Origin of the sequence: Treponema sp., assembly GCF_024696245.1 — a bacterium.
In the GTDB taxonomy this organism is placed as follows: Bacteria; Spirochaetota; Spirochaetia; order Treponematales; family Treponemataceae; genus Treponema_D.
Genome location: NZ_JAILGZ010000120.1, coordinates 1 through 17,581 on the forward strand (window position 1 = coordinate 1; position 17,581 = coordinate 17,581).

Sequence of the window (17,581 nt, forward strand, 5' to 3'; positions counted from 1 at the left end):
ATGCTGCAGGGCTATAAAAAGTTCCGGCGGAATACCTGTGCAGGCCCACCCAATGAGCATGTATGTATCCTGGGGTAAAATGGAAGAAACTTTAAGGCGTATAAGAAATGCAGGTGTTATGGGGCTTGAAGCCTGGCATCCGGGAGTAAGGGTTGCAGAAGCAGAAAGGCTTGAAAAACTTGCAGATACCCTGGGTATGTTTGTTACTGCAGGAAGTGATTTTCATGGTGAAAAAGTAAGAGCTGACAGAATGATAGGTCATACAGCCGGTAAAAAAGAAATCAATGACCGCTTTTATCTTGAAGAATTAAAACCTGCCCTGGAAGAAGCCGATAAAAGATTTCTTTTAAAATAAAAAAGCTGCTCCCACAATGAAACTCACCGGAGAGCAGCATTAAACTTAAGAATCAGCTGATGTCAGGCCTTATTTTTTTGTAAAATAACCTGCAAGAGCAATAACCCATCCTGCAATCATCATGTAGAATCCTACATAAGCAGTCTTAAAAAGACCCTTTGCAAGAAATCTATTCAAGCCGTTTTTCTGTGAAGAAATTGCAAGAACTACAAATCCTGCAATGCTTACAAGAAGAACAACAAGCTTAAGAAGCTCTCCGTTAGATACATTTACAAAACAGAGAACTACACCACAAAGTGCACCAATAAAAATCAAAAGTGCACAGATTGTTCCAAGGCCAAAATTATCAAAATCGATAAAGTCAAAACCATTTGATTCAAATGGACCCAACTTAAACATTGGAACAATAAATCCTACGACAACAAGTGCCATACCAATAAGATAAATCAATGGAAGCTTTACTTTTTTAGACATTTTTTAACTCTCCTTAAATCAGTCTCTTGTAACAAGAAGGGCACCAAGAACAATAAGGTGCTGTGCAAAGAGATAAAGCCACTTAAGGATATCCTTTACGTGGAAGAGACCTGCTGGTCCAAAGAAATCACCAAGAACGATTGCAACAATCCATACAATGATAATTACAAGCTTAAGGATTGAACCAAGGCTTCCAAAGCGGTCGCCGATGAATGTCTGAAGGATAATGAAGATTCCGGAAAGAAGTTCGATTACTCCAAATACCATTACAACGATTTTTTCTACGCTGCGGTCTCCGATAAGATCTTTCAGTGCATCAACAGCTGAATCTCCACCACCCTGAAGGGCGTAAATTCCACCAATTGCAAGGAAACATCCTACTGCAAGGTTAAGAATTGTCCAGAATAAAGCAACTTGTTTTTTGTTTGCCATTAAAATCTCCCTGAAGCAAATAGCTTCACCAAAATTATAACACCAGAAAAGGAGATTTTCATTAAAATTCAGCGCATTTTTCTGATTAACATGAGAATCATTCCCGTCATAAAAAGAAGGGATGGTACAAGGGCAAAGAATAAAGATGTAAGTGGAAGTCCTGCCAGCATAATTCTGTCAGAGCCTATGATTTTAAAGTCAGAAAGAAGTTCGTATACTATACCGGCGTAATTTATTACTATGCCTCCAAGAACAGCCATCCAGGAAGAGTCCCTTGTTCTGCTCCATAAAAGAACGGCAACAAAAGCAGTAAGCCCTCCGGCAATAAGTTTTATAATGTAAAAGGCAAGTTCAGCACTAGTCATCATAAACCTCCAAAGGGATTCTTTTTTAATAATTCAAATACACCCTTTTCTGCCCCAAAAGGTACTGCAGAAGGAATATTATAATCAGGACTTATAACTAAATGACAGTCAAGACAATGAAGTACAAAAGCTTCATAATCCTTTTCCGCAACTTTTGGAAAAAGCCAGGGACCTTTACGGGTAAAATAAGGCTTAAGATAAACATCATAAAGAAACCAGTCTTTTTCCTGCCAGGTCTGAAGGGCTTTTAAAAGATTATAAACACTTCTTGTCATGGCAGCTTTTAAGGGTGCACTTACATTTATACTGCGGAAAGGTTTTTCTTCCCTGTCACCTTCCCATTCACATGGAAGGCAGGCTGCATAAATAGATTGAGCCCATGGAAATACAGGTTCAAAAAGAATACAGTCCTTTTGAGTATCTATTGATTCACCCTGCCAGGGCTTATACCAGGCAAAGCTGTCCTTAAATTCTTTTTCAGCAAAGTTCCGGGCATCTTCTTTAAAGGCAAAGAAAATACATTTTCTTGAGGAATTAAAAAGAAGGCTTACGGCTTTATCCATTCCATAAGAAAAGTCTGTAGAATAACTGCCGTTTATACCCCTGCTGAGAACATTCTTAAAAACAGTTACGGCAGATTCCTGAGAAGGCCATCCAAGTAAAGCCCTTCCCTCTTCCCTGTAAAGGTCAGTAAGGCGGACTCCCCTTGCAGTATATAAAAAGTTACCCCTGGCGCGTTTTACACTGCCATATCTTTTATTTAATTCCCTGTTAAGAAAATCAACTTTATCCATATTTTTATCCTATAAAATTATAAATCATTGGGCAACTGAAAGAATGCAGTTAATGTATTCCATTTTTAAAGTATCAAGATTAAGTTTATAACGGACGAGGATTTCTCCCTTATCCCTGTTTTCATAAGAAAGCTGGTTTTTAAATTCTTCAGCCTTTTTTATGGACTCCTTGGAAATATATCCGTTGCCTATATTCCATGAATTATAGATTTCTGCAACTACAAGGGTTTTGCCATCAAGGAAAATGTCCTTATAGTAATTGCCTGAAAATATCAGGGTATCAGTGGCTGTTTCGTAAATATTAAGAAGTCTTGCAGTAGAAGACCTTCCGGCATCCTGTAAAAGGTATTCCATGTCATCAGTAAAAGTAACCCAGAGGGAATCATAGCCCCCACCGGTATAAGACACATGCTTAATACTGTTATTTTCCGGATTCCAGATAAAGGTTCCCGGCACATCATAATACTTAAACTCAGGATTAACGGGACCCCAGGTAAAAGTATAAAAATCCTGTCCGGCATTTTTCCAGAGTATTACGTCTACATAAGATGTATCTCCGTAACACCTGCTTAGCTTAAGGAGGAGGGAAAGATTTCCCTTTGAATCAGTCTGAGTCTTAACAAAAGAAAATCTTCCGGGATAAAGATTGTGGTCAATATCAAGATATTTTGAATAAATCCAGCCTATAGGATCACTGCGTTCTGCTTCACTTACAAGAAGCCAGTAACCGGGACCGTCAACATTCTGAAGTTCCTGATCAAAGCCCCGGACGTAAAGCACATCGTCCTTATGAACCACGCTCTTCTTTTTTGTAGAAGTAGAAGGACCTGAACGGATATTTACTTTTTTTTCCGTAACTCTTGCAGCATATGTTTTTTCAGTTGCAAAAGAGTAGTCCTCATAGGTCAGCTGAGGATGTTCCCAGTAAGAAGGCTGCAGTCCCCAATCAGGATTATTCAGATTTTCTTCTGAACTTTCTGCAGCTTCCGTTCCTTCTTTTTCTTTAATTACGCTTCCAAAATCTTCATCATCAGAAAAACCGTAATCATCCACATATACATTTTCTTCTTCCTCTTCTTCATAGTCATAAAAACCATAAGAAAAAAGAGGAAGACTTATAAATAAAATGCAAAAAAGAAAGAGACTTTTTCTGGTCACCTCAACACCCCGTAAAAATTAAAGGGCAGCAAGTTTCTTTGCAACAAGTTCAGTTGCAGCCTTAGGATTAACCTTACCGCCTGATGCTTTCATTACCTGTCCCATAAGCCAGCCTACAACATTGGTTTTTCCACCCTTGTAATCAGCAACAGCCTTAGGATTGTCAGCAATTACTTTATCAACAATGCTTTCGATTGCACCTGCATCGCTTACAGTCTCCATTCCCTCTTCCTTAATGATTACAGAAGGCATTTTGTCAGACTCAAGCATTTTTGCAAATACAGTCTTTCCCTGGGCATTGGAAATCTTTTTGTCTGCAATTGCATTTACAAGTTCAGTAATATGAGCCGGAGTAATAGTTACATCATTAATGGTTTCTTTCTTTTCGTTAAGAACAGCAAGAAGTTCAGCAAGAATCCAGTTTGCAACTTTCTTTACATCCTTTGCATTTTTTGCTGCTTCTTCAAACCAGATGGCAAGGTCACGGCTCTGGGTAAGGGTTTCTACGTCAAAGTCACTGAGACCGTATTCTTTCTTAAGGCGGGTACGTTTTGCTTCAGGAAGTTCTCCTACCCTTTCAAGAGCACGGTTAATAAGTTCTTCGCTTACACTGAATGGTTTAATATCCGGTTCTACAACAAAGCGGTAGTCTACAAAAGAGTTCTTTGTACGCTGAACTACAGTGCATTTTTTATCGTCATCCCAACCCATTGTTACCTTAAAGCCCGGATTAAACGGCTGACGGTCTTCCTGGAATTCCTTTAACTGACGCTGAGCTTCGTAAGAACAGGCATCCTTAATCTTCTGGAATGAGTTAAGGTTCTTGATTTCGGAAATAGGAGTGTGATAAAGCTTGCCGTCTTCCCATACATTAAGGTTAATGTTGGCATCACAACGCATGTTTCCTTCTTCAAGGTTACCATTTGTAACTTTTACGTAACGGAGGATTTCCTGAACAGTTTCCATAAAAAGAGCTGCTTCTTCAGGAGAAGTCATATCCGGTTTTGTTACAATTTCAATAAGTGGAGTACCTGAACGGTTGTAGTCAATGTAAGAATGGCTTCCCTGAAGGTGGAGGGACTTACCTACGTCCTCTTCAAGGTGAATGCGTTCTACCCTTACACGGCGATACTTACCATTTTCTATAATACAGTCTTCACCAATAAAGTTCTTAGGCCTGCACTTATCTCCTCCCAGCTGCTGGTCAGCAGGAAGTTTATGCATAGGAAGATCTACATGACCATCCGTACAGAGAGGAATATCATACTGAGTAATCTGATAACCCTTTGTAAGGTCAGGATAAAAATAGTGCTTGCGGTCAAACTTTGTAAAACGGGCAATATTACAGTTAAGGGCGTGTCCGGCAACTGCTCCCAGTTCTACATATCCCTTGCTTATGCGGGGCATAGCTCCAGGAAGACCAAGACATACAGGGCAGACACGGGTATTAGGCATTCCGCCGTAACGATTTTCACAGGCACAGAAAGCCTTTGTTTTAGTTAAAAGCTGTGTATGGATTTCACAGCCGATTACGATTTCATATTTATCGATAGCCATTTATTTTACTCCTTCACAGGGATACCGCACTGAGGATAATCATTTTCCCAGGCAGCAGCTATCTGCAGAAGTTTACTTTCACTGAACATAGGGCCTGCAAACTGCATTCCAACCGGCATGTTGTCTGTACCGGCTGCACGTCCTGCAGGAACATTTACTGAAGGAATGCGGGCAAGGTTAACAAATACCGTATACATATCACTAAGGTACATTTCAAGAGGATCATCAACTTTCTGACCCAGCTTAAATGCTGCTGTAGGACATGTTGGACAAAGAATAAGGTCATAAGTGTTAAAAAGGGCTGCAACTTCCTTCTGAATACGGGCCCTTACGCTCATACCCTTCTTATAGGTTGAACCGGAGAACTGTTCAGAAAGAACGTAGTTACCGATTATAATGCGGCGCTTAACTTCAGGACCAAAACCTTCTGAACGGGTGTCCTTATAAAGTTCATCATAACCCTTACCATTATCAATACGGTTTCCGTAACGGATTCCGTCAAAGCGGCTTAAATTTGAAGCAGCTTCTGAAAGGGCAATTACATAATAGCTGGCAATTGAAGCTTCAAGTACAGGAAGATCAACTACTTCAATCTTTGCACCTTTAGATTCAAACCATTTTTTTGTATCTTCAAATACCTTACCTACATCAGGATCAAGACCCTTTGTCTCAAGGAACTGCTTTGGAATTGCAATCTTAAGGGAAGCGAAATCAGTATAAGCCTTAAGGTCTTTAAGTTCACCTGAACCAGGAAGATCTGCACTTGTGTCATCATACATATCTGTACCGCACATGGCGCTTAAAGGTGCAGCAATATCCTGAGGAGTGTGTCCCATAATTCCTACCTGATCCAGGGAAGAACCGTAAGCAACTACACCCCAGCGGCTAAGAACTCCATAAGTAGGTTTAAGTCCGTAAATACCACAATAGCTGGCAGGAAGACGAACTGAACCACCTGTTTCTGTTCCCAGGGAGAAAAGAGCCTGATTTGCAGCAACAGCAGCAGCTGAACCGCCGGAAGAACCGCCTGATACATAATCCCTGTTTATAGGATTACGGGTTGCTCCATAAGATGAATACTCTGTAGAAGAACCCATGGCAAATTCATCCTGGTTACAGCGTCCAAGAGGAATGGCTCCGGCTGCTTCAAGACGATTGATTACTGTAGCACTGTAAGGAGCTACATAACCGTCCAGTATTTTTGAACCACAGGTAAGTCTGTTTCCCCTGCAGCTGATATTGTCCTTATTGGCAAAAGGAAGGCCTAAAAGAGGCTTTTTTTCATAAAGTTCATCAAGACTTCCTGCAGCCCTGGCTTCTGCAATTTCTTTATCTGCAGCTTCTGCCTTGGCAAGGGCATCTGAGTAAATTTCAAGGAAAGCATTAAGGGGTTTCTGACCGGATTTGTCAGCCTCAAATGTTTCTGCTGATTTTTTTACAAGTTCTGCACTGCTTACCTTTCCGGCTTTAAGTGCTTCTACAGTTTCTTTTATAGTGTAATACATCATGCACCCTCACCCAGAACTTTAGGAACCTGAAAGTATCCGTCAACAAAGTTACCCTTGTTGATGTTCTTTACATCGTGCATTTCAAGACCGGCAACAACTTCATCTTCACGAAGTTCATCGGCTTTTGTAGTCGGATATGCATCATAAGGATTTTCTGAATCATCATACTTGGAGAGGATGTCAAAGTATCCTACAATTTCATCTACCTGTTTTTTAAGGATTTCCATATTAGTACTCTCAGGAGAGAGTCTGGAAAGATACAGCAATGCTTCAAGCGTATCTTCATTAACTGATTTTGTTTCGCTCATAGCATTGCATTATAGAGAAAATCTGCTTCTTGTGGAAGTATCAGCCTTTTAAGCCTGGCCTTCAGAATCAGTAAGAACATCCTTTGCAGGAACAAGAACCCTGGCATCATAACAGCTGAACATGGCATCTGCATCAGAAGGCACTGACTTTTTAGTAAAGAAACTTACCAGAGGTACAATCACCAGACCGGAAAGCATGCAGAATACTCCTGAATAAAGGGAATTCTTAAAGATAAAGCCGGATACAGGTCCGCTGACAGTAAAAAGCTTAAGGGAAATACAAAGCTGACATACCATTACAATTACGGAAAAAGCAAAGGACGCTGCAACAGAAAGACGGGAAACCTTTTTCCAGTATAAGCCGTACATAAAGGGAGCAAGGAAGGCACCGGAAAGTGCACCCCAGGAAATACCCATAAGCTGGGCAATAAAGGTAACCCGGCTTTTAGCCTGAACAATGGCAATTACAGCAGATATTACGATAAATACGGCAACAAAGAACCTCATGGTAAGCATATCTGTTTTTTCCGAACTCTTTTTTCTGCGGAATGAATTGATAAAGTCCAGGGTAAGGGTTGAACTGGAAGTAAGTACAAGGGATGAAAGGGTACTCATGGATGCAGAAAGAACAAGAATGAGCACTACTGCAATAAGCAGGTCTCCAAGACCGGAAAGCATGGAAGGTACTATAGAATCAAAACCTCCTGCTGCAACGGCTTCCGGAGTAGAAAAAAGCCTTCCGAATCCCCCGAGAAAATAACATCCGCCTGCAACAACAAGGGCAAAGAAAGTTGAAATGACCGTACCGATTTTTATGGATTCCTCATTTTTAATTGCATAGAATTTTCCTACCATCTGTGGAAGCCCCCAGGTTCCCAGGGAAGTAAGGAGAACTACAATCATAAGGTAAAGGGGATCAGGTCCAAAGAAAGAAACATAAGCTCCCTTCATTACAGGAGACTGGATTTCTGACATTGCAGCAAGACTTGCCATAAAGCCGCCGTTCTTTGCAAGAACAGCAAGGATAACGGCAACAATTCCGGCAAGCATTACTATTCCCTGAATAAAATCATTTACGGCAGTAGCCATATAACCGCCGGCAATAACATAAACAGCAGTCAGAACAGCCATAACTATAACACAGAGGGCATAATCAACGCTGAAGGCCATTCTGAAAAGCCTTGAAAGACCGTTAAAAAGAGAAGCAGTGTAAGGAATAAGGAAAAGAAACGTAATTGCAGAAGAAGCTACCTTAAGGGCAGGAGATCCGTATCTTTTTCCAAAGAATTCACTCATGGTCTTTGAATTAAGGTGCTGGGTCATAATACGGGTACGCCTTCCAAGAATAGCCCAGGCCATAAGGGAACCGATAAAGGCATTACCAAGGCCAATCCATGTTGAAGCTACACCAAAAGTCCAGCCGAACTGCCCTGCATATCCTACAAATATTACGGCAGAAAAATAGGAAGTACCGTAAGCAAAAGCCGTGAGCCAGGGCCCTACGGATCGTCCTCCAAGAACATAACCTGAAACATTTTTACTCATTGACCGGCATTTAATGCCAACAAAAATAAAAACAGCAAAAAAAACTAAAAGAAGGGCAAGTTTTACAAACATTTTACAACTCCATGAGCCTTTTATAATAAAATATAAAAAAATTTTTTCAATATCTAAAAATACTTTAATTTTTACATAAAAAATGCAAGAAAAATTACATTTTTTTTGCATTAAAAATTTGACAGTTTTCTTAAACCGGACTTATACTCTTTTTATCAGGTTCCGGATAATTTTCGGGTGGGATTATAGGCTGTGTTTAATAGTCATGCATGTCTGTTCTTCTATTTCAAAAAAATCCGTAACAAAATAAAAAAAATCGATTCATTATTCAGGAGGAAACAATAATGAAAAAGTCACTTCTCGCTGCAACAGCGCTTGTACTTGCTGCTTCTGCATTCACAGGTTGTTCAAAAAGCGGTTCCCTTAACAAGGACAAACCACTTGTATTCTTTAACAGACAGCCTTCAGACCCTGTTAGCAATAAAATCGACATGAGCAAACAGGCTATGAACTGGAACGACAAAACTTACTATGTAGGATTTGATGCTGCAGGTGGTGGTGCTGTTCAGGGACAGCTCATCGTAGACTTCCTTGCTAACTCTGATCCAGCTAAGGTTGACCGCAACGGTGATGGAATCATCGGTTACGTTCTCTGCATGGGTGATGCCGGACACAACGACTCTAAGGCCCGCACAAGAGGTATTCGTGAAGCTCTTGGAACATGGCAAGGTTCTTATGATGCAGGAAACACATCAATCGGAAAAGTAAAGGTTGGAAACAAGACTCTTAAAGTAAAGGAACTTGAAGGAAAGTTCATGACTGGTACTGACGGTTCTACATGGAATGCTGCAGCTGCAACTGAAGCAATGGGTAACTGGGCTAACAAGTTCGGAAAAGAAATTGATATGGTAGTTTCTAACAACGACGGTATGGCTATGGGTTGTCTCCAGGCTTCTAACTACCCTGCAGGTGTACCAATCTTCGGTTATGATGCTAACGCTGATGCAATCGAAGCTATCGGACAGGGCAAACTTACTGGTACAGTTTCACAGAACACTGATGCTCAGGCAACAGCTACTCTCCAGGTTATCCGCAACCTTCTTGACGGAGAAAAGGGTGAAGCTGCTTACAAGAAAGGTATCTTTGAAAAGGACCGCTACGGAAACAAGATTTCTGCACAGCTTACTTATGAAGAAGATACAAAAGCTGTAAAAGCTCTTAACGTTGCTGTAGACAAGAGCAACTGGAAGCTCTTTAAAGAAGGAACACGTGACGCTGGTGTTAAACAGACAAAGGCAGACAAAAAGAAGGTTCTCCTTACAATCTACAACTCAGCTGATAACTTCCTTTCATCTTCATACCTTCCAGCTCTTAAATACTACGCTCCACTCCTTAACCTTGACCTTACAATCGTACAGGGTGACGGACAGAACGAATCTTCTTGTCTTGACAAGTTCACAAACCTCAACAGCTTTGATGCTTATGCAATCAACATGGTTAAGACAAACTCTGCTCAGGACTACACAGACAAACTTAAGTACTAGTATCTGACGCTTTTCACCGGCCTGGTGTATACATAATTGTGCATGCATCAGGCCAATTTTTTTCAATACAAAAAAAACAGGATTTAGATTATGAGTGATACAGTACTTGAAATTAAAAACATGTCGAAATCCTTTGCTAAAAATAAAGTATTAAACGGTATTAACCTTACCATTAAAAAAGGCAGTGTTATGGGACTTATGGGCGAAAACGGAGCCGGTAAATCCACTATGATGAAATGTCTTTTTGGTATTTATGCAAAGGATGAAGGCCAGATTACTTTGGACGGAAGGCCAGTTAATTTTATCAGTCCAAAAGAAGCCCTTGAAAACGGCGTTGCCATGGTTCATCAGGAACTTAACCAGTGTCTTGACCGCACTGTAATGGATAACCTCTTTCTTGGCCGCTACCCTGTAAAATTTGGTGTAGTTGATGAACAGAAGATGTTTAAGGAAAGCATGGCTTTATTTTCTTCCTTAAACATGAGTGTAAACCCACAGACAATAATGAGAACAATGTCTGTTTCACAGAGACAGATGGTAGAAATTGCAAAAGCAGTTTCTTACAATGCAAAAATCATTGTTTTGGATGAACCAACATCTTCACTCACAGAACCAGAAGTAGAAAAACTTTTTTCTATCGTAACTTCACTGAGAAGTAAAGGTGTTTCATTTGTATATATTTCTCACAAAATGGACGAAATCTTCCGTATTTGTGATGAAGTTTCAGTTCTTCGTGACGGAAGCATGGTTTATACATCTCCTACAAAAGAAACTGACATGAACAAACTCATCACAGCCATGGTAGGTCGTTCCCTTGACAAGCGCTTCCCTGACGTAGACAACACACCGGGAGAAGACTATCTTGAAATCAGAAACCTCTCTACAAAATATGATCCTCACCTTGAAGACATTTCATTTACTGTTAAAAAGGGAGAAATCTTTGGTCTTTACGGCCTTGTAGGTGCAGGACGCAGTGAACTTCTTGAAAGTATCTTCGGAATCAGAACCATTGCATCAGGAGAAATTATCCTTAACGGTAAAAAACTCCGCTTTAACTCAAGTAAAGATGCAATGGAATATAACTTTGCACTGGTAACTGAAGAGCGTAAGTTTAACGGTATGTTCGGAAAGGCAAGTATTGAATTCAATACAACAATTACAAACCTTGATGCATACAAGACAAACGGACTTCTTTCTAACAGAAAGCTTAATGATGCAGCCAACAGGGAAATCAAGAGAATGCATACAAAGTGTGTATCTCCAGATGAACTTATCAGCTCACTTTCCGGAGGTAACCAGCAGAAGGTTATTATCGGAAAATGGATGGAAAGGGAACCTGAAGTATTCCTTCTGGACGAACCAACCCGCGGTATCGACGTAGGTGCTAAATACGAAATCTACCAGCTTATCATCCAGATGGCTAAAGAAGGCAAGACAATTATCGTAGTTTCAAGCGAAATGCCTGAAATCCTTGGTATTACAAACAGAATCGCTGTAATGTCAAACCATCGTCTTGCAGGAATCGTCAATACAAAAGAAACAGACCAGGAAGCACTCCTTCGTCTGTCTGCTAAATATCTTTAATCCAAGAGGAAAACAATGACCGACATCAATATCGAAGAATTAAAAAAGCTTGCAGGGGAAAAGCTTGAAGAACTTAAGTCTGTAGAAACAGTTGCATCTTTTTCTGAAGACGAAACACTTAAAACTCTTCACGCAGCCCTTGATACACTTCGCAATGAAGGTGTAAATAAGGTAATCGAGCTTAAACAGAAAATTACATCTGCAAAAAAGAACAAGATGCTTTCTTCAGAAGAAAGAGCTTCTTTTATCGCAGAACAGAACAGCCTCATTGAAAAGGCAAATGTAATTGCCCGCCAGAATGAAGCTGCAGACAAGGAACTTTCTGCTGTAACTTTAGTTTACGCAAATGCACTTGCAGAAAAGTACATTGCTCAGGTAAATGCAGAAGAAGATGCTAAAATTGCAGAAGCTAAAAAAGAACATGCAGATAACGAAGCTAAAATCAAGGCTGACTTTGGTGCACGTATTGCTTCATGCAAAACAGAGCAGGAAAAGAACACTGCAGCTTATGAACTTAAGTCTGCCCTCTTTGATGCTAAAAATCATGCACAGACAATTATTGACCGCTGCAAGGATGCTAAAAAACAGGCATTTACTGACCACGTTCAGGAAAACCGTGCCATCCGTAACGGTAAAACAAGCTTTAAGGAAGACATTGCATTAAGCTTTAAGAACTACATTTACAGCTTTAAGCTTTCAAAATTCCTTCTTGAAAACGGACTTTATCTTGCAATTGCCCTTTTCTTTATCGTTTGTATCATCTATGCGCCTCTCCACGGATCAGGAAACCTTCTTACACTTCCTAACATCCTTACAATTCTTGAACAGTCATCTACCCGTATGTTCTATGCTCTTGGTGTAGCAGGACTTATTCTTATTGCAGGTACAGACCTTAGCGTCGGCCGTATGGTTGCCATGGGTTCGGTAATTACAGGACTTATCCTTCACCCAGGTACAAACATCGTTAAGGTATTTGGTCTTGGTCCATGGAACTTTACTTCTTATCCAATGGCCGGACGTCTTGGTCTTGCTCTTGTTCTCAGCATCGTACTTTGTGTTGCATTCAGCGTATTCGCAGGATTCTTCACAGCAAAACTTAAGATTCACCCATTTATCTCTACACTTGCAACACAGCTTATCATTTACGGTCTTCTCTTCTTCGGAACAGACGGTACTCCTGTAGGTGGTATTGATCCTAGTGTTAAAGACCTTATTGGTGGCCGCTGGGTTCTTGGCTTTATTAATGGTGAACTTATTACTATTCCAAAGCTTATTATTCCTGCAATCATTGCAGTAATCGTTGCATGGTTTATCTGGAATAAAACAACATTCGGAAAGAACATGTATGCAGTTGGTGGTAACGCAGAAGCTGCAGCTGTTTCTGGTATCAGCGTATTCAAGACAACACTCCTTATCTTCGTAATGGCAGGTATCTTCTACGGATGCGGTGCCTTCCTTGAAGCCTTCCGTGCTAATGCAAGTGCTGGTACAGGTCAGGGTTACGAAATGGATGCTATCGCTGCCTGTGTAGTAGGTGGAATCTCTTTCAATGGTGGTATTGGTAAGATTGGTGGTGCCGCAATCGGTGTTATCATCTTTACAAGTCTTACTTACTGTCTTACATTCCTTCAAATTGATACAAACCTTCAGTTTATTTTCAAAGGTCTTATCATCATTGCAGCAGTTGCCCTTGATAGTGTTAAGTATCTTAAGAGAAAGTAATCTCTTGTGATAAAATACTCCTAGCTGCCCCGGTGGACCTTGTCCTCCGGGGCAGTATTATTTTAAATAAAGGGCGGTTTTACAAAGTCTGAACTTACAGCTATAATCTTTACATGTTTAAATCTTTTCTTGAACTTTATATTACCTTCTTTAAGATCGGTTCCATTACCTTTGGAGGCGGTCTTGCCATGCTGCCTATCCTTGAAAGGGAACTTGTAGAAAGAAAAGGCTGGGTAAGTAATGAAGAAATTCTTGATTACTATGCCATAGGCCAGTCTACTCCGGGAATTATTGCAGTTAACGTTGCAACCTTTGTAGGACACAAACTTAAGGGAATTTCCGGGGGAATAGTTGCCACACTGGGAATAATCTCCCCTTCAATTATTATAATCACCCTTATCGCAGAGTTTATTTCTAATTTTGAATCAATTCTCTGGGTTCAGAAAGCATTAAAAGGCATTAACGTAGCAGTAGCCGCCCTTCTTACCTATTCAGTAATAAATCTTTGTAAGAAAACCATTAAAAAGTGGTACAGCGTCATTATTTTTCTAGCCTCCTTTGCTTCAATTTATTTTTTCAAATGTCACACCATTGCAGTCATCCTTACAGCAGCTGCAGCAGGAAGCATTTTCTATTTTGTCACAAGGAGAAGCAGTAAATGACCCTTATTCATTTATTTTTTATTTTCTTTTACATAGGTCTCTTTGCTGTAGGAGGAGGTCTTGTTGCAGCAACTTTTATGCAGCAGGCTCTGGTAGAACAATACCATCTTCTTACTGCAGAAAAATTTTACAGCATGCTGGCTATTTCAGAGAGTACACCGGGACCAATAGGAATTAACCTTGCAACTTATATAGGCACTGAACTTTACGGGCCTGTTGGAGGACTTGTTACAACCTTTGGGGAAGTACTGCCTTCCCTTATTGTGATAATAATAATTGCCAGATTCTTTTCCAAGTTTCAGGAAAAACCCTTAACTAAAAGCGTTTTCAGTTTTTTACGTCCAGCCACTACCGGTATGGTTATGGTTGCCCTTATACAGGTATTTTCTTTAAGTATAATCCACACCCAGGCCTTTGAAAGCAACTATGATTTTATAAAGCAGCTTACATCCAGCCCCCGCCCTACCCTGGATATTCTTCTGGACTGGAAGGCCATAGCTCTTTATGAGTTATGTCTTGTAATTCTTTACAGAACAAAACTCCATCCTGTATTTATAGTTGCCATCAGTGCAGTTTTTGGTGTAGCTTTTCTTTAATAAATAAAGATTGAGTAAAATTAAAAAGCCCTGTAAGCAAAGCAAAAATCAGCTTTTACATTACTTACAGGGCTTTATTTTTATAAAGAATCAATCATTCATCAGAACATACAATAAGGGAAGATGCCTGATATTTAGGAATGAATTTTTTTATTCCACCGGTATCAAAGCTGACACTTACAACCCATTCCCGGTTGTCTTCTTCATCCCCCTCTGTATCAGAATAAGCCGCCCTTACAATCTGTCCATATCCCCAGTCATCATGATAAACCTGGGCTCCAACGCAGTATTTTTTTGCTACAGGATCACCGGCACCGTCATTTGAAATAAAGGCCTGAGGCTTTGTTCCAAGTACCCTGATTTTTTCTCCGTCAAGTTCCTTTAAGAAAACACTGGGACTCATGGCATTGGTACGGCCATAAAGACGCCTGACTGAACAGCTGGTAAAGTAAAGTTCATTTTTGGCACGGGTAATTCCAACGTAAAAAAGTCGTCTTTCTTCTTCCAGCTCTTCCGTATTATCCGGCATTCTCGGGAAGATTTCATTTTCCATTCCGGTAATTATTACCTTAGGAAATTCCAGACCCTTTGTATTATGAATGGTTATTAAAGTAACCCTGTCTTCTTTCTGGCCGGAAAGCTCTTCCTGAGTTTCTAAAGTACGGTCAAGACTAATATGATCAAGAAAATCCAGCAGCCCCTTTCTGTTACATTCATACAAAACGGCAGAGTTAACAAGTTCATGAAGGTTCAATACCTTCTGGGTACCACCAATTTCGTCCTGTGCTGCATGAAAATCTTCAAGTCCAGTCTTTTTAATTACAGCTTCTACAAAAACAGAAAGTCTTGCAGCTTCTATAGTTCCATCATCAGCAGCAGAAACTTCACTTTCTTTCTTTTCTTCTTCCAGAGCTTCCTTTTCGTCATCAAAAACACTTAAGGCTGACTGAGCAAGAGATGCGTTGGATTCAAGAGATTCTTCCGGCTGGGGAATAAGGGCACTAAGTTCATCAAAAACTGACTTAAATGAATCGGCGCCAGCCCTGGCTTTTTTTGTAAGGCTCATCTGATCCATGGCAAGAAGAATATTGTTTCCTGCCGCAGCTGCAAGTATTTTATCCTGAGTTCCAGGACCAATTCCCCTTACAGGCTTATTTATAATTCTGCGGAAAGCAATTTCGTCTCTTGGATTTGCTATAAAACTTATCCAGCTGAGGGCGTCCTTTATTTCTTCACGCTCATAAAACTTAAGGGAACCTACAACTTCATAAGGAATCTTCCTGTGAAGGAATTCTGTTTCAAAACCAAGGGACTGGGCATTTGTTCTGTATAATATTGCCCAGTCTGAATAGGAACCGCCTTTTTCTACAGACTGACTTATAAGTTCACTGCAAAACTCTGTTTCATCATCCTGACCGGGTAAAAAAACAAGTGCGGGCTGAACTCCCTTACCCCTGTGGCTTACAAGGGTTTTTCCTATACGTTCATGATTATTCCTTACGATTGAATCAGCACAATCAAGGATTTCCTGAGTAGAGCGGTAATTTGTTTCAAGGCGGATAAGATCTGTGCCTTTAAAATCCTTCTGAAAATTTAAAATGTTACGGACTTCTGCACCACGAAATTTATAGATACTCTGGTCATCATCACCTACAACACAAACATAAGCCGGATTATCTTCTTCCGCACCACTGAGCATTTTAAGAAGATTAAACTGGGCAACGTTGGAATCCTGATATTCATCCACCATTATAACTTTATATCGCTGGTGAATCTCATGACGGATTTTGGGATTATCCTTCATAACAAGATAAGGAAGAAGTATAAGGTCACCAAAATCCACATTACCGGTCTGTTTAAGTCTGTCCTCATAGGCTTTATAAATTTCCGGAAATCTTGAATCTGAATCTACAGTAAACAAATCCTCACTGTCAGGAAGAAGACAGTAATCTTTTGCCAGGGATATTTTTTTTACATAATGAGATGCATCCTTTTTCTTTAAGGATGGAACTGCCTTCATTAAAAGGGTAACCATATCATCATCATCATAAACAGTAAAATCAGGAGACACTCCTGCAAAGACAGGATACTTACGTAAAAAATAAGCCCCCCAGGAATGAAAGGTTCTTATCTGACAGTAGCGGCTTCTTTCTTCTAAAAGCTGGGCCCTTTCCTTCATTTCTGCAGCTGCCTTTTTAGTAAAAGTAACAGCAAGAATGGAAAAAGGATTAATATTCTTTTGAGAAATAAGATAGGCAATTTTTGTAGTAATTACTCTTGTTTTACCAGAACCGGCACCTGCAAGAATAAGAAGGGATGAACCTTCATGTACAACAGCTTCTTTCTGCTGGTCATTTAATACACTAAGGTAATCAGGCTCCACAGTATTCTCCGTCTACATCTACCTGAGAAGAAGCAAAAACATTTACCTTTACCATAGCCCCCGGAACAATTGCCTTTACGGCATCCTGGTCGTCAAGATCATAGTGAACAACTACACTGCCGTCAATTTCCGGAGCCTGAAACCATGCCCTTCCGATTGCAAAACCATCATCCCCACCAGACTGATTTTCTACAACTTCTTCTATTAGAACATCATAAACTTTTCCAGTACGGGCCTTAAGGTGTCTTTCCGTAATTTCTGTCTGAATTTCCTGAAGCTGTCTTTCTCTTTGAGCAGCTATTTTTTTTGGCACCCTGCCTTTCATTTTTGCAGCAGGTGTATCATCTTCACGACTGTAGGTAAAACAACCAGACCAGTCACTTTCTATTGCTTTAAGAAAGTTTCTTGTATTAAGAGCAGCTTCTTCTGTTTCTCCAGGAAAACCTGTAAGAAAAGTTGTCCTTATAGCACTTTCCGGAAAAACCTGTCTTATAGACTTAACAAGATTAATATAATCTTCACTACTTCCCTTTCTGTTCATTGAACGGATCACATCAGTATCGCCGCTTTGAAAAGGAATAT

At 40.2% G+C, this 17,581-nt stretch carries 16 protein-coding genes and 1 pseudogene; 6 read left to right on the plus strand and 11 right to left on the minus strand.

The annotated features are described in order from the left end of the window. A partial coding sequence (locus tag K6D58_RS08355) for a PHP domain-containing protein (RefSeq protein ID WP_486389760.1) occupies window positions 1-355 on the plus strand: 355 nt, incomplete at its 5' end. Window positions 356-424: 69 nt separating this feature from the next. Here K6D58_RS08355 and K6D58_RS08360 read toward each other — a convergent pair. From K6D58_RS08360 to K6D58_RS08400, 9 genes are all read right to left on the minus strand, one after another. Next, on the minus strand, window positions 425-829 hold the full coding sequence (locus tag K6D58_RS08360; protein WP_296829629.1) for a hypothetical protein: 405 nt from the start codon (window positions 827-829) through the stop codon (window positions 425-427). Window positions 830-847: 18 nt separating this feature from the next. Continuing rightward, window positions 848-1,261 carry a hypothetical protein gene (locus K6D58_RS08365; protein WP_296829631.1) on the minus strand — a complete coding sequence of 138 codons (414 nt, stop codon included), beginning with the start codon at window positions 1,259-1,261 and terminating at the stop codon, window positions 848-850. A 68-nt stretch (window positions 1,262-1,329) separates the two neighbouring features. Further along, window positions 1,330-1,629: a hypothetical protein gene (locus K6D58_RS08370; protein ID WP_296829633.1), complete on the minus strand. Its 300-nt coding sequence runs from the start codon at window positions 1,627-1,629 to the stop codon at window positions 1,330-1,332. After that, a complete protein-coding gene (locus K6D58_RS08375; protein WP_296829635.1) occupies window positions 1,626-2,420 on the minus strand; it encodes a hypothetical protein in 795 nt (264 codons plus the stop codon). The genes K6D58_RS08370 and K6D58_RS08375 overlap by 4 nt, the downstream gene beginning before the upstream one ends. A 24-nt stretch (window positions 2,421-2,444) precedes the next feature. Next, window positions 2,445-3,578 (minus strand): SH3 domain-containing protein, encoded by a 1,134-nt coding sequence (locus K6D58_RS08380; RefSeq protein WP_296829637.1) that lies wholly within the window; start codon window positions 3,576-3,578, stop codon window positions 2,445-2,447. 18 nt (window positions 3,579-3,596) lie between these two features. Then, window positions 3,597-5,135 carry an Asp-tRNA(Asn)/Glu-tRNA(Gln) amidotransferase subunit GatB gene (gene gatB / locus K6D58_RS08385; protein ID WP_296829639.1) on the minus strand — a complete coding sequence of 513 codons (1,539 nt, stop codon included), beginning with the start codon at window positions 5,133-5,135 and terminating at the stop codon, window positions 3,597-3,599. Window positions 5,136-5,140: 5 nt separating this feature from the next. Continuing rightward, on the minus strand, window positions 5,141-6,640 hold the full coding sequence (gene gatA, locus K6D58_RS08390; protein WP_296829656.1) for an Asp-tRNA(Asn)/Glu-tRNA(Gln) amidotransferase subunit GatA: 1,500 nt from the start codon (window positions 6,638-6,640) through the stop codon (window positions 5,141-5,143). Continuing rightward, complete coding sequence (locus K6D58_RS08395) at window positions 6,640-6,951, minus strand: Asp-tRNA(Asn)/Glu-tRNA(Gln) amidotransferase subunit GatC (protein ID WP_296829641.1); 312 nt, start codon at window positions 6,949-6,951, stop codon at window positions 6,640-6,642. The genes gatA and K6D58_RS08395 overlap by 1 nt, the downstream gene beginning before the upstream one ends. A gap of 48 nt (window positions 6,952-6,999) precedes the next feature. Continuing rightward, window positions 7,000-8,568 carry a sodium:solute symporter family transporter gene (locus K6D58_RS08400; protein ID WP_296829643.1) on the minus strand — a complete coding sequence of 523 codons (1,569 nt, stop codon included), beginning with the start codon at window positions 8,566-8,568 and terminating at the stop codon, window positions 7,000-7,002. 284 nt (window positions 8,569-8,852) lie between these two features. Between K6D58_RS08400 and K6D58_RS08405 the strand changes: the two genes are divergently transcribed. From K6D58_RS08405 to K6D58_RS08425, 5 genes are all read left to right on the plus strand, one after another. After that, the gene (locus K6D58_RS08405) at window positions 8,853-10,052 is read left to right on the plus strand and encodes a substrate-binding domain-containing protein (protein WP_296829645.1); all 1,200 of its coding nucleotides are present in this window, start codon (window positions 8,853-8,855) and stop codon (window positions 10,050-10,052) included. Window positions 10,053-10,142: 90 nt separating this feature from the next. Continuing rightward, on the plus strand, window positions 10,143-11,636 hold the full coding sequence (locus tag K6D58_RS08410; protein WP_296829647.1) for a sugar ABC transporter ATP-binding protein: 1,494 nt from the start codon (window positions 10,143-10,145) through the stop codon (window positions 11,634-11,636). Window positions 11,637-11,651: 15 nt separating this feature from the next. Next, a complete protein-coding gene (locus K6D58_RS08415) occupies window positions 11,652-13,358 on the plus strand; it encodes a galactose/methyl galactoside ABC transporter permease MglC (RefSeq protein WP_296829649.1) in 1,707 nt (568 codons plus the stop codon). A gap of 113 nt (window positions 13,359-13,471) precedes the next feature. Further along, complete coding sequence (locus tag K6D58_RS08420; RefSeq protein ID WP_296829650.1) at window positions 13,472-14,020, plus strand: chromate transporter; 549 nt, start codon at window positions 13,472-13,474, stop codon at window positions 14,018-14,020. Further along, window positions 14,017-14,616, plus strand: coding sequence for a chromate transporter (locus K6D58_RS08425; protein ID WP_296829652.1), 600 nt, complete (start codon window positions 14,017-14,019; stop codon window positions 14,614-14,616). Before K6D58_RS08420 ends, K6D58_RS08425 begins: the two co-directional genes overlap by 4 nt. 94 nt (window positions 14,617-14,710) lie before the next feature. Here K6D58_RS08425 and K6D58_RS08430 read toward each other — a convergent pair whose 3' ends face one another. After that, complete coding sequence (locus K6D58_RS08430; RefSeq protein ID WP_296829654.1) at window positions 14,711-16,999, minus strand: ATP-dependent helicase; 2,289 nt, start codon at window positions 16,997-16,999, stop codon at window positions 14,711-14,713. Next, window positions 16,989-17,581: pseudogene (locus K6D58_RS08435) on the minus strand (30S ribosomal protein S12 methylthiotransferase RimO); the annotation flags it as partial. The pseudogene K6D58_RS08435 and the gene K6D58_RS08430, both read right to left, overlap by 11 nt.

Excerpts from the sequence above, each read along its gene's own strand:
- K6D58_RS08395 (WP_296829641.1), bottom strand. The coding sequence starts at position 6,951 with ATGAGCGAAACAAAATCAGTTAATGAAGATACGCTTGAAGCATTGCTG.
- K6D58_RS08415 (WP_296829649.1), top strand. The coding sequence starts at position 11,652 with ATGACCGACATCAATATCGAAGAATTAAAAAAGCTTGCAGGGGAAAAG.
- K6D58_RS08420 (WP_296829650.1), top strand. The coding sequence starts at position 13,472 with ATGTTTAAATCTTTTCTTGAACTTTATATTACCTTCTTTAAGATCGGT.
- K6D58_RS08405 (WP_296829645.1), top strand. The coding sequence starts at position 8,853 with ATGAAAAAGTCACTTCTCGCTGCAACAGCGCTTGTACTTGCTGCTTCT.
- K6D58_RS08410 (WP_296829647.1), top strand. The coding sequence starts at position 10,143 with ATGAGTGATACAGTACTTGAAATTAAAAACATGTCGAAATCCTTTGCT.
- K6D58_RS08370 (WP_296829633.1), bottom strand. The coding sequence starts at position 1,629 with ATGATGACTAGTGCTGAACTTGCCTTTTACATTATAAAACTTATTGCC.
- K6D58_RS08400 (WP_296829643.1), bottom strand. The coding sequence starts at position 8,568 with ATGTTTGTAAAACTTGCCCTTCTTTTAGTTTTTTTTGCTGTTTTTATT.
- K6D58_RS08425 (WP_296829652.1), top strand. The coding sequence starts at position 14,017 with ATGACCCTTATTCATTTATTTTTTATTTTCTTTTACATAGGTCTCTTT.
- gatA (WP_296829656.1), bottom strand. The coding sequence starts at position 6,640 with ATGTATTACACTATAAAAGAAACTGTAGAAGCACTTAAAGCCGGAAAG.
- K6D58_RS08360 (WP_296829629.1), bottom strand. The coding sequence starts at position 829 with ATGTCTAAAAAAGTAAAGCTTCCATTGATTTATCTTATTGGTATGGCA.
- gatB (WP_296829639.1), bottom strand. The coding sequence starts at position 5,135 with ATGGCTATCGATAAATATGAAATCGTAATCGGCTGTGAAATCCATACA.
- K6D58_RS08375 (WP_296829635.1), bottom strand. The coding sequence starts at position 2,420 with ATGGATAAAGTTGATTTTCTTAACAGGGAATTAAATAAAAGATATGGC.
- K6D58_RS08365 (WP_296829631.1), bottom strand. The coding sequence starts at position 1,261 with ATGGCAAACAAAAAACAAGTTGCTTTATTCTGGACAATTCTTAACCTT.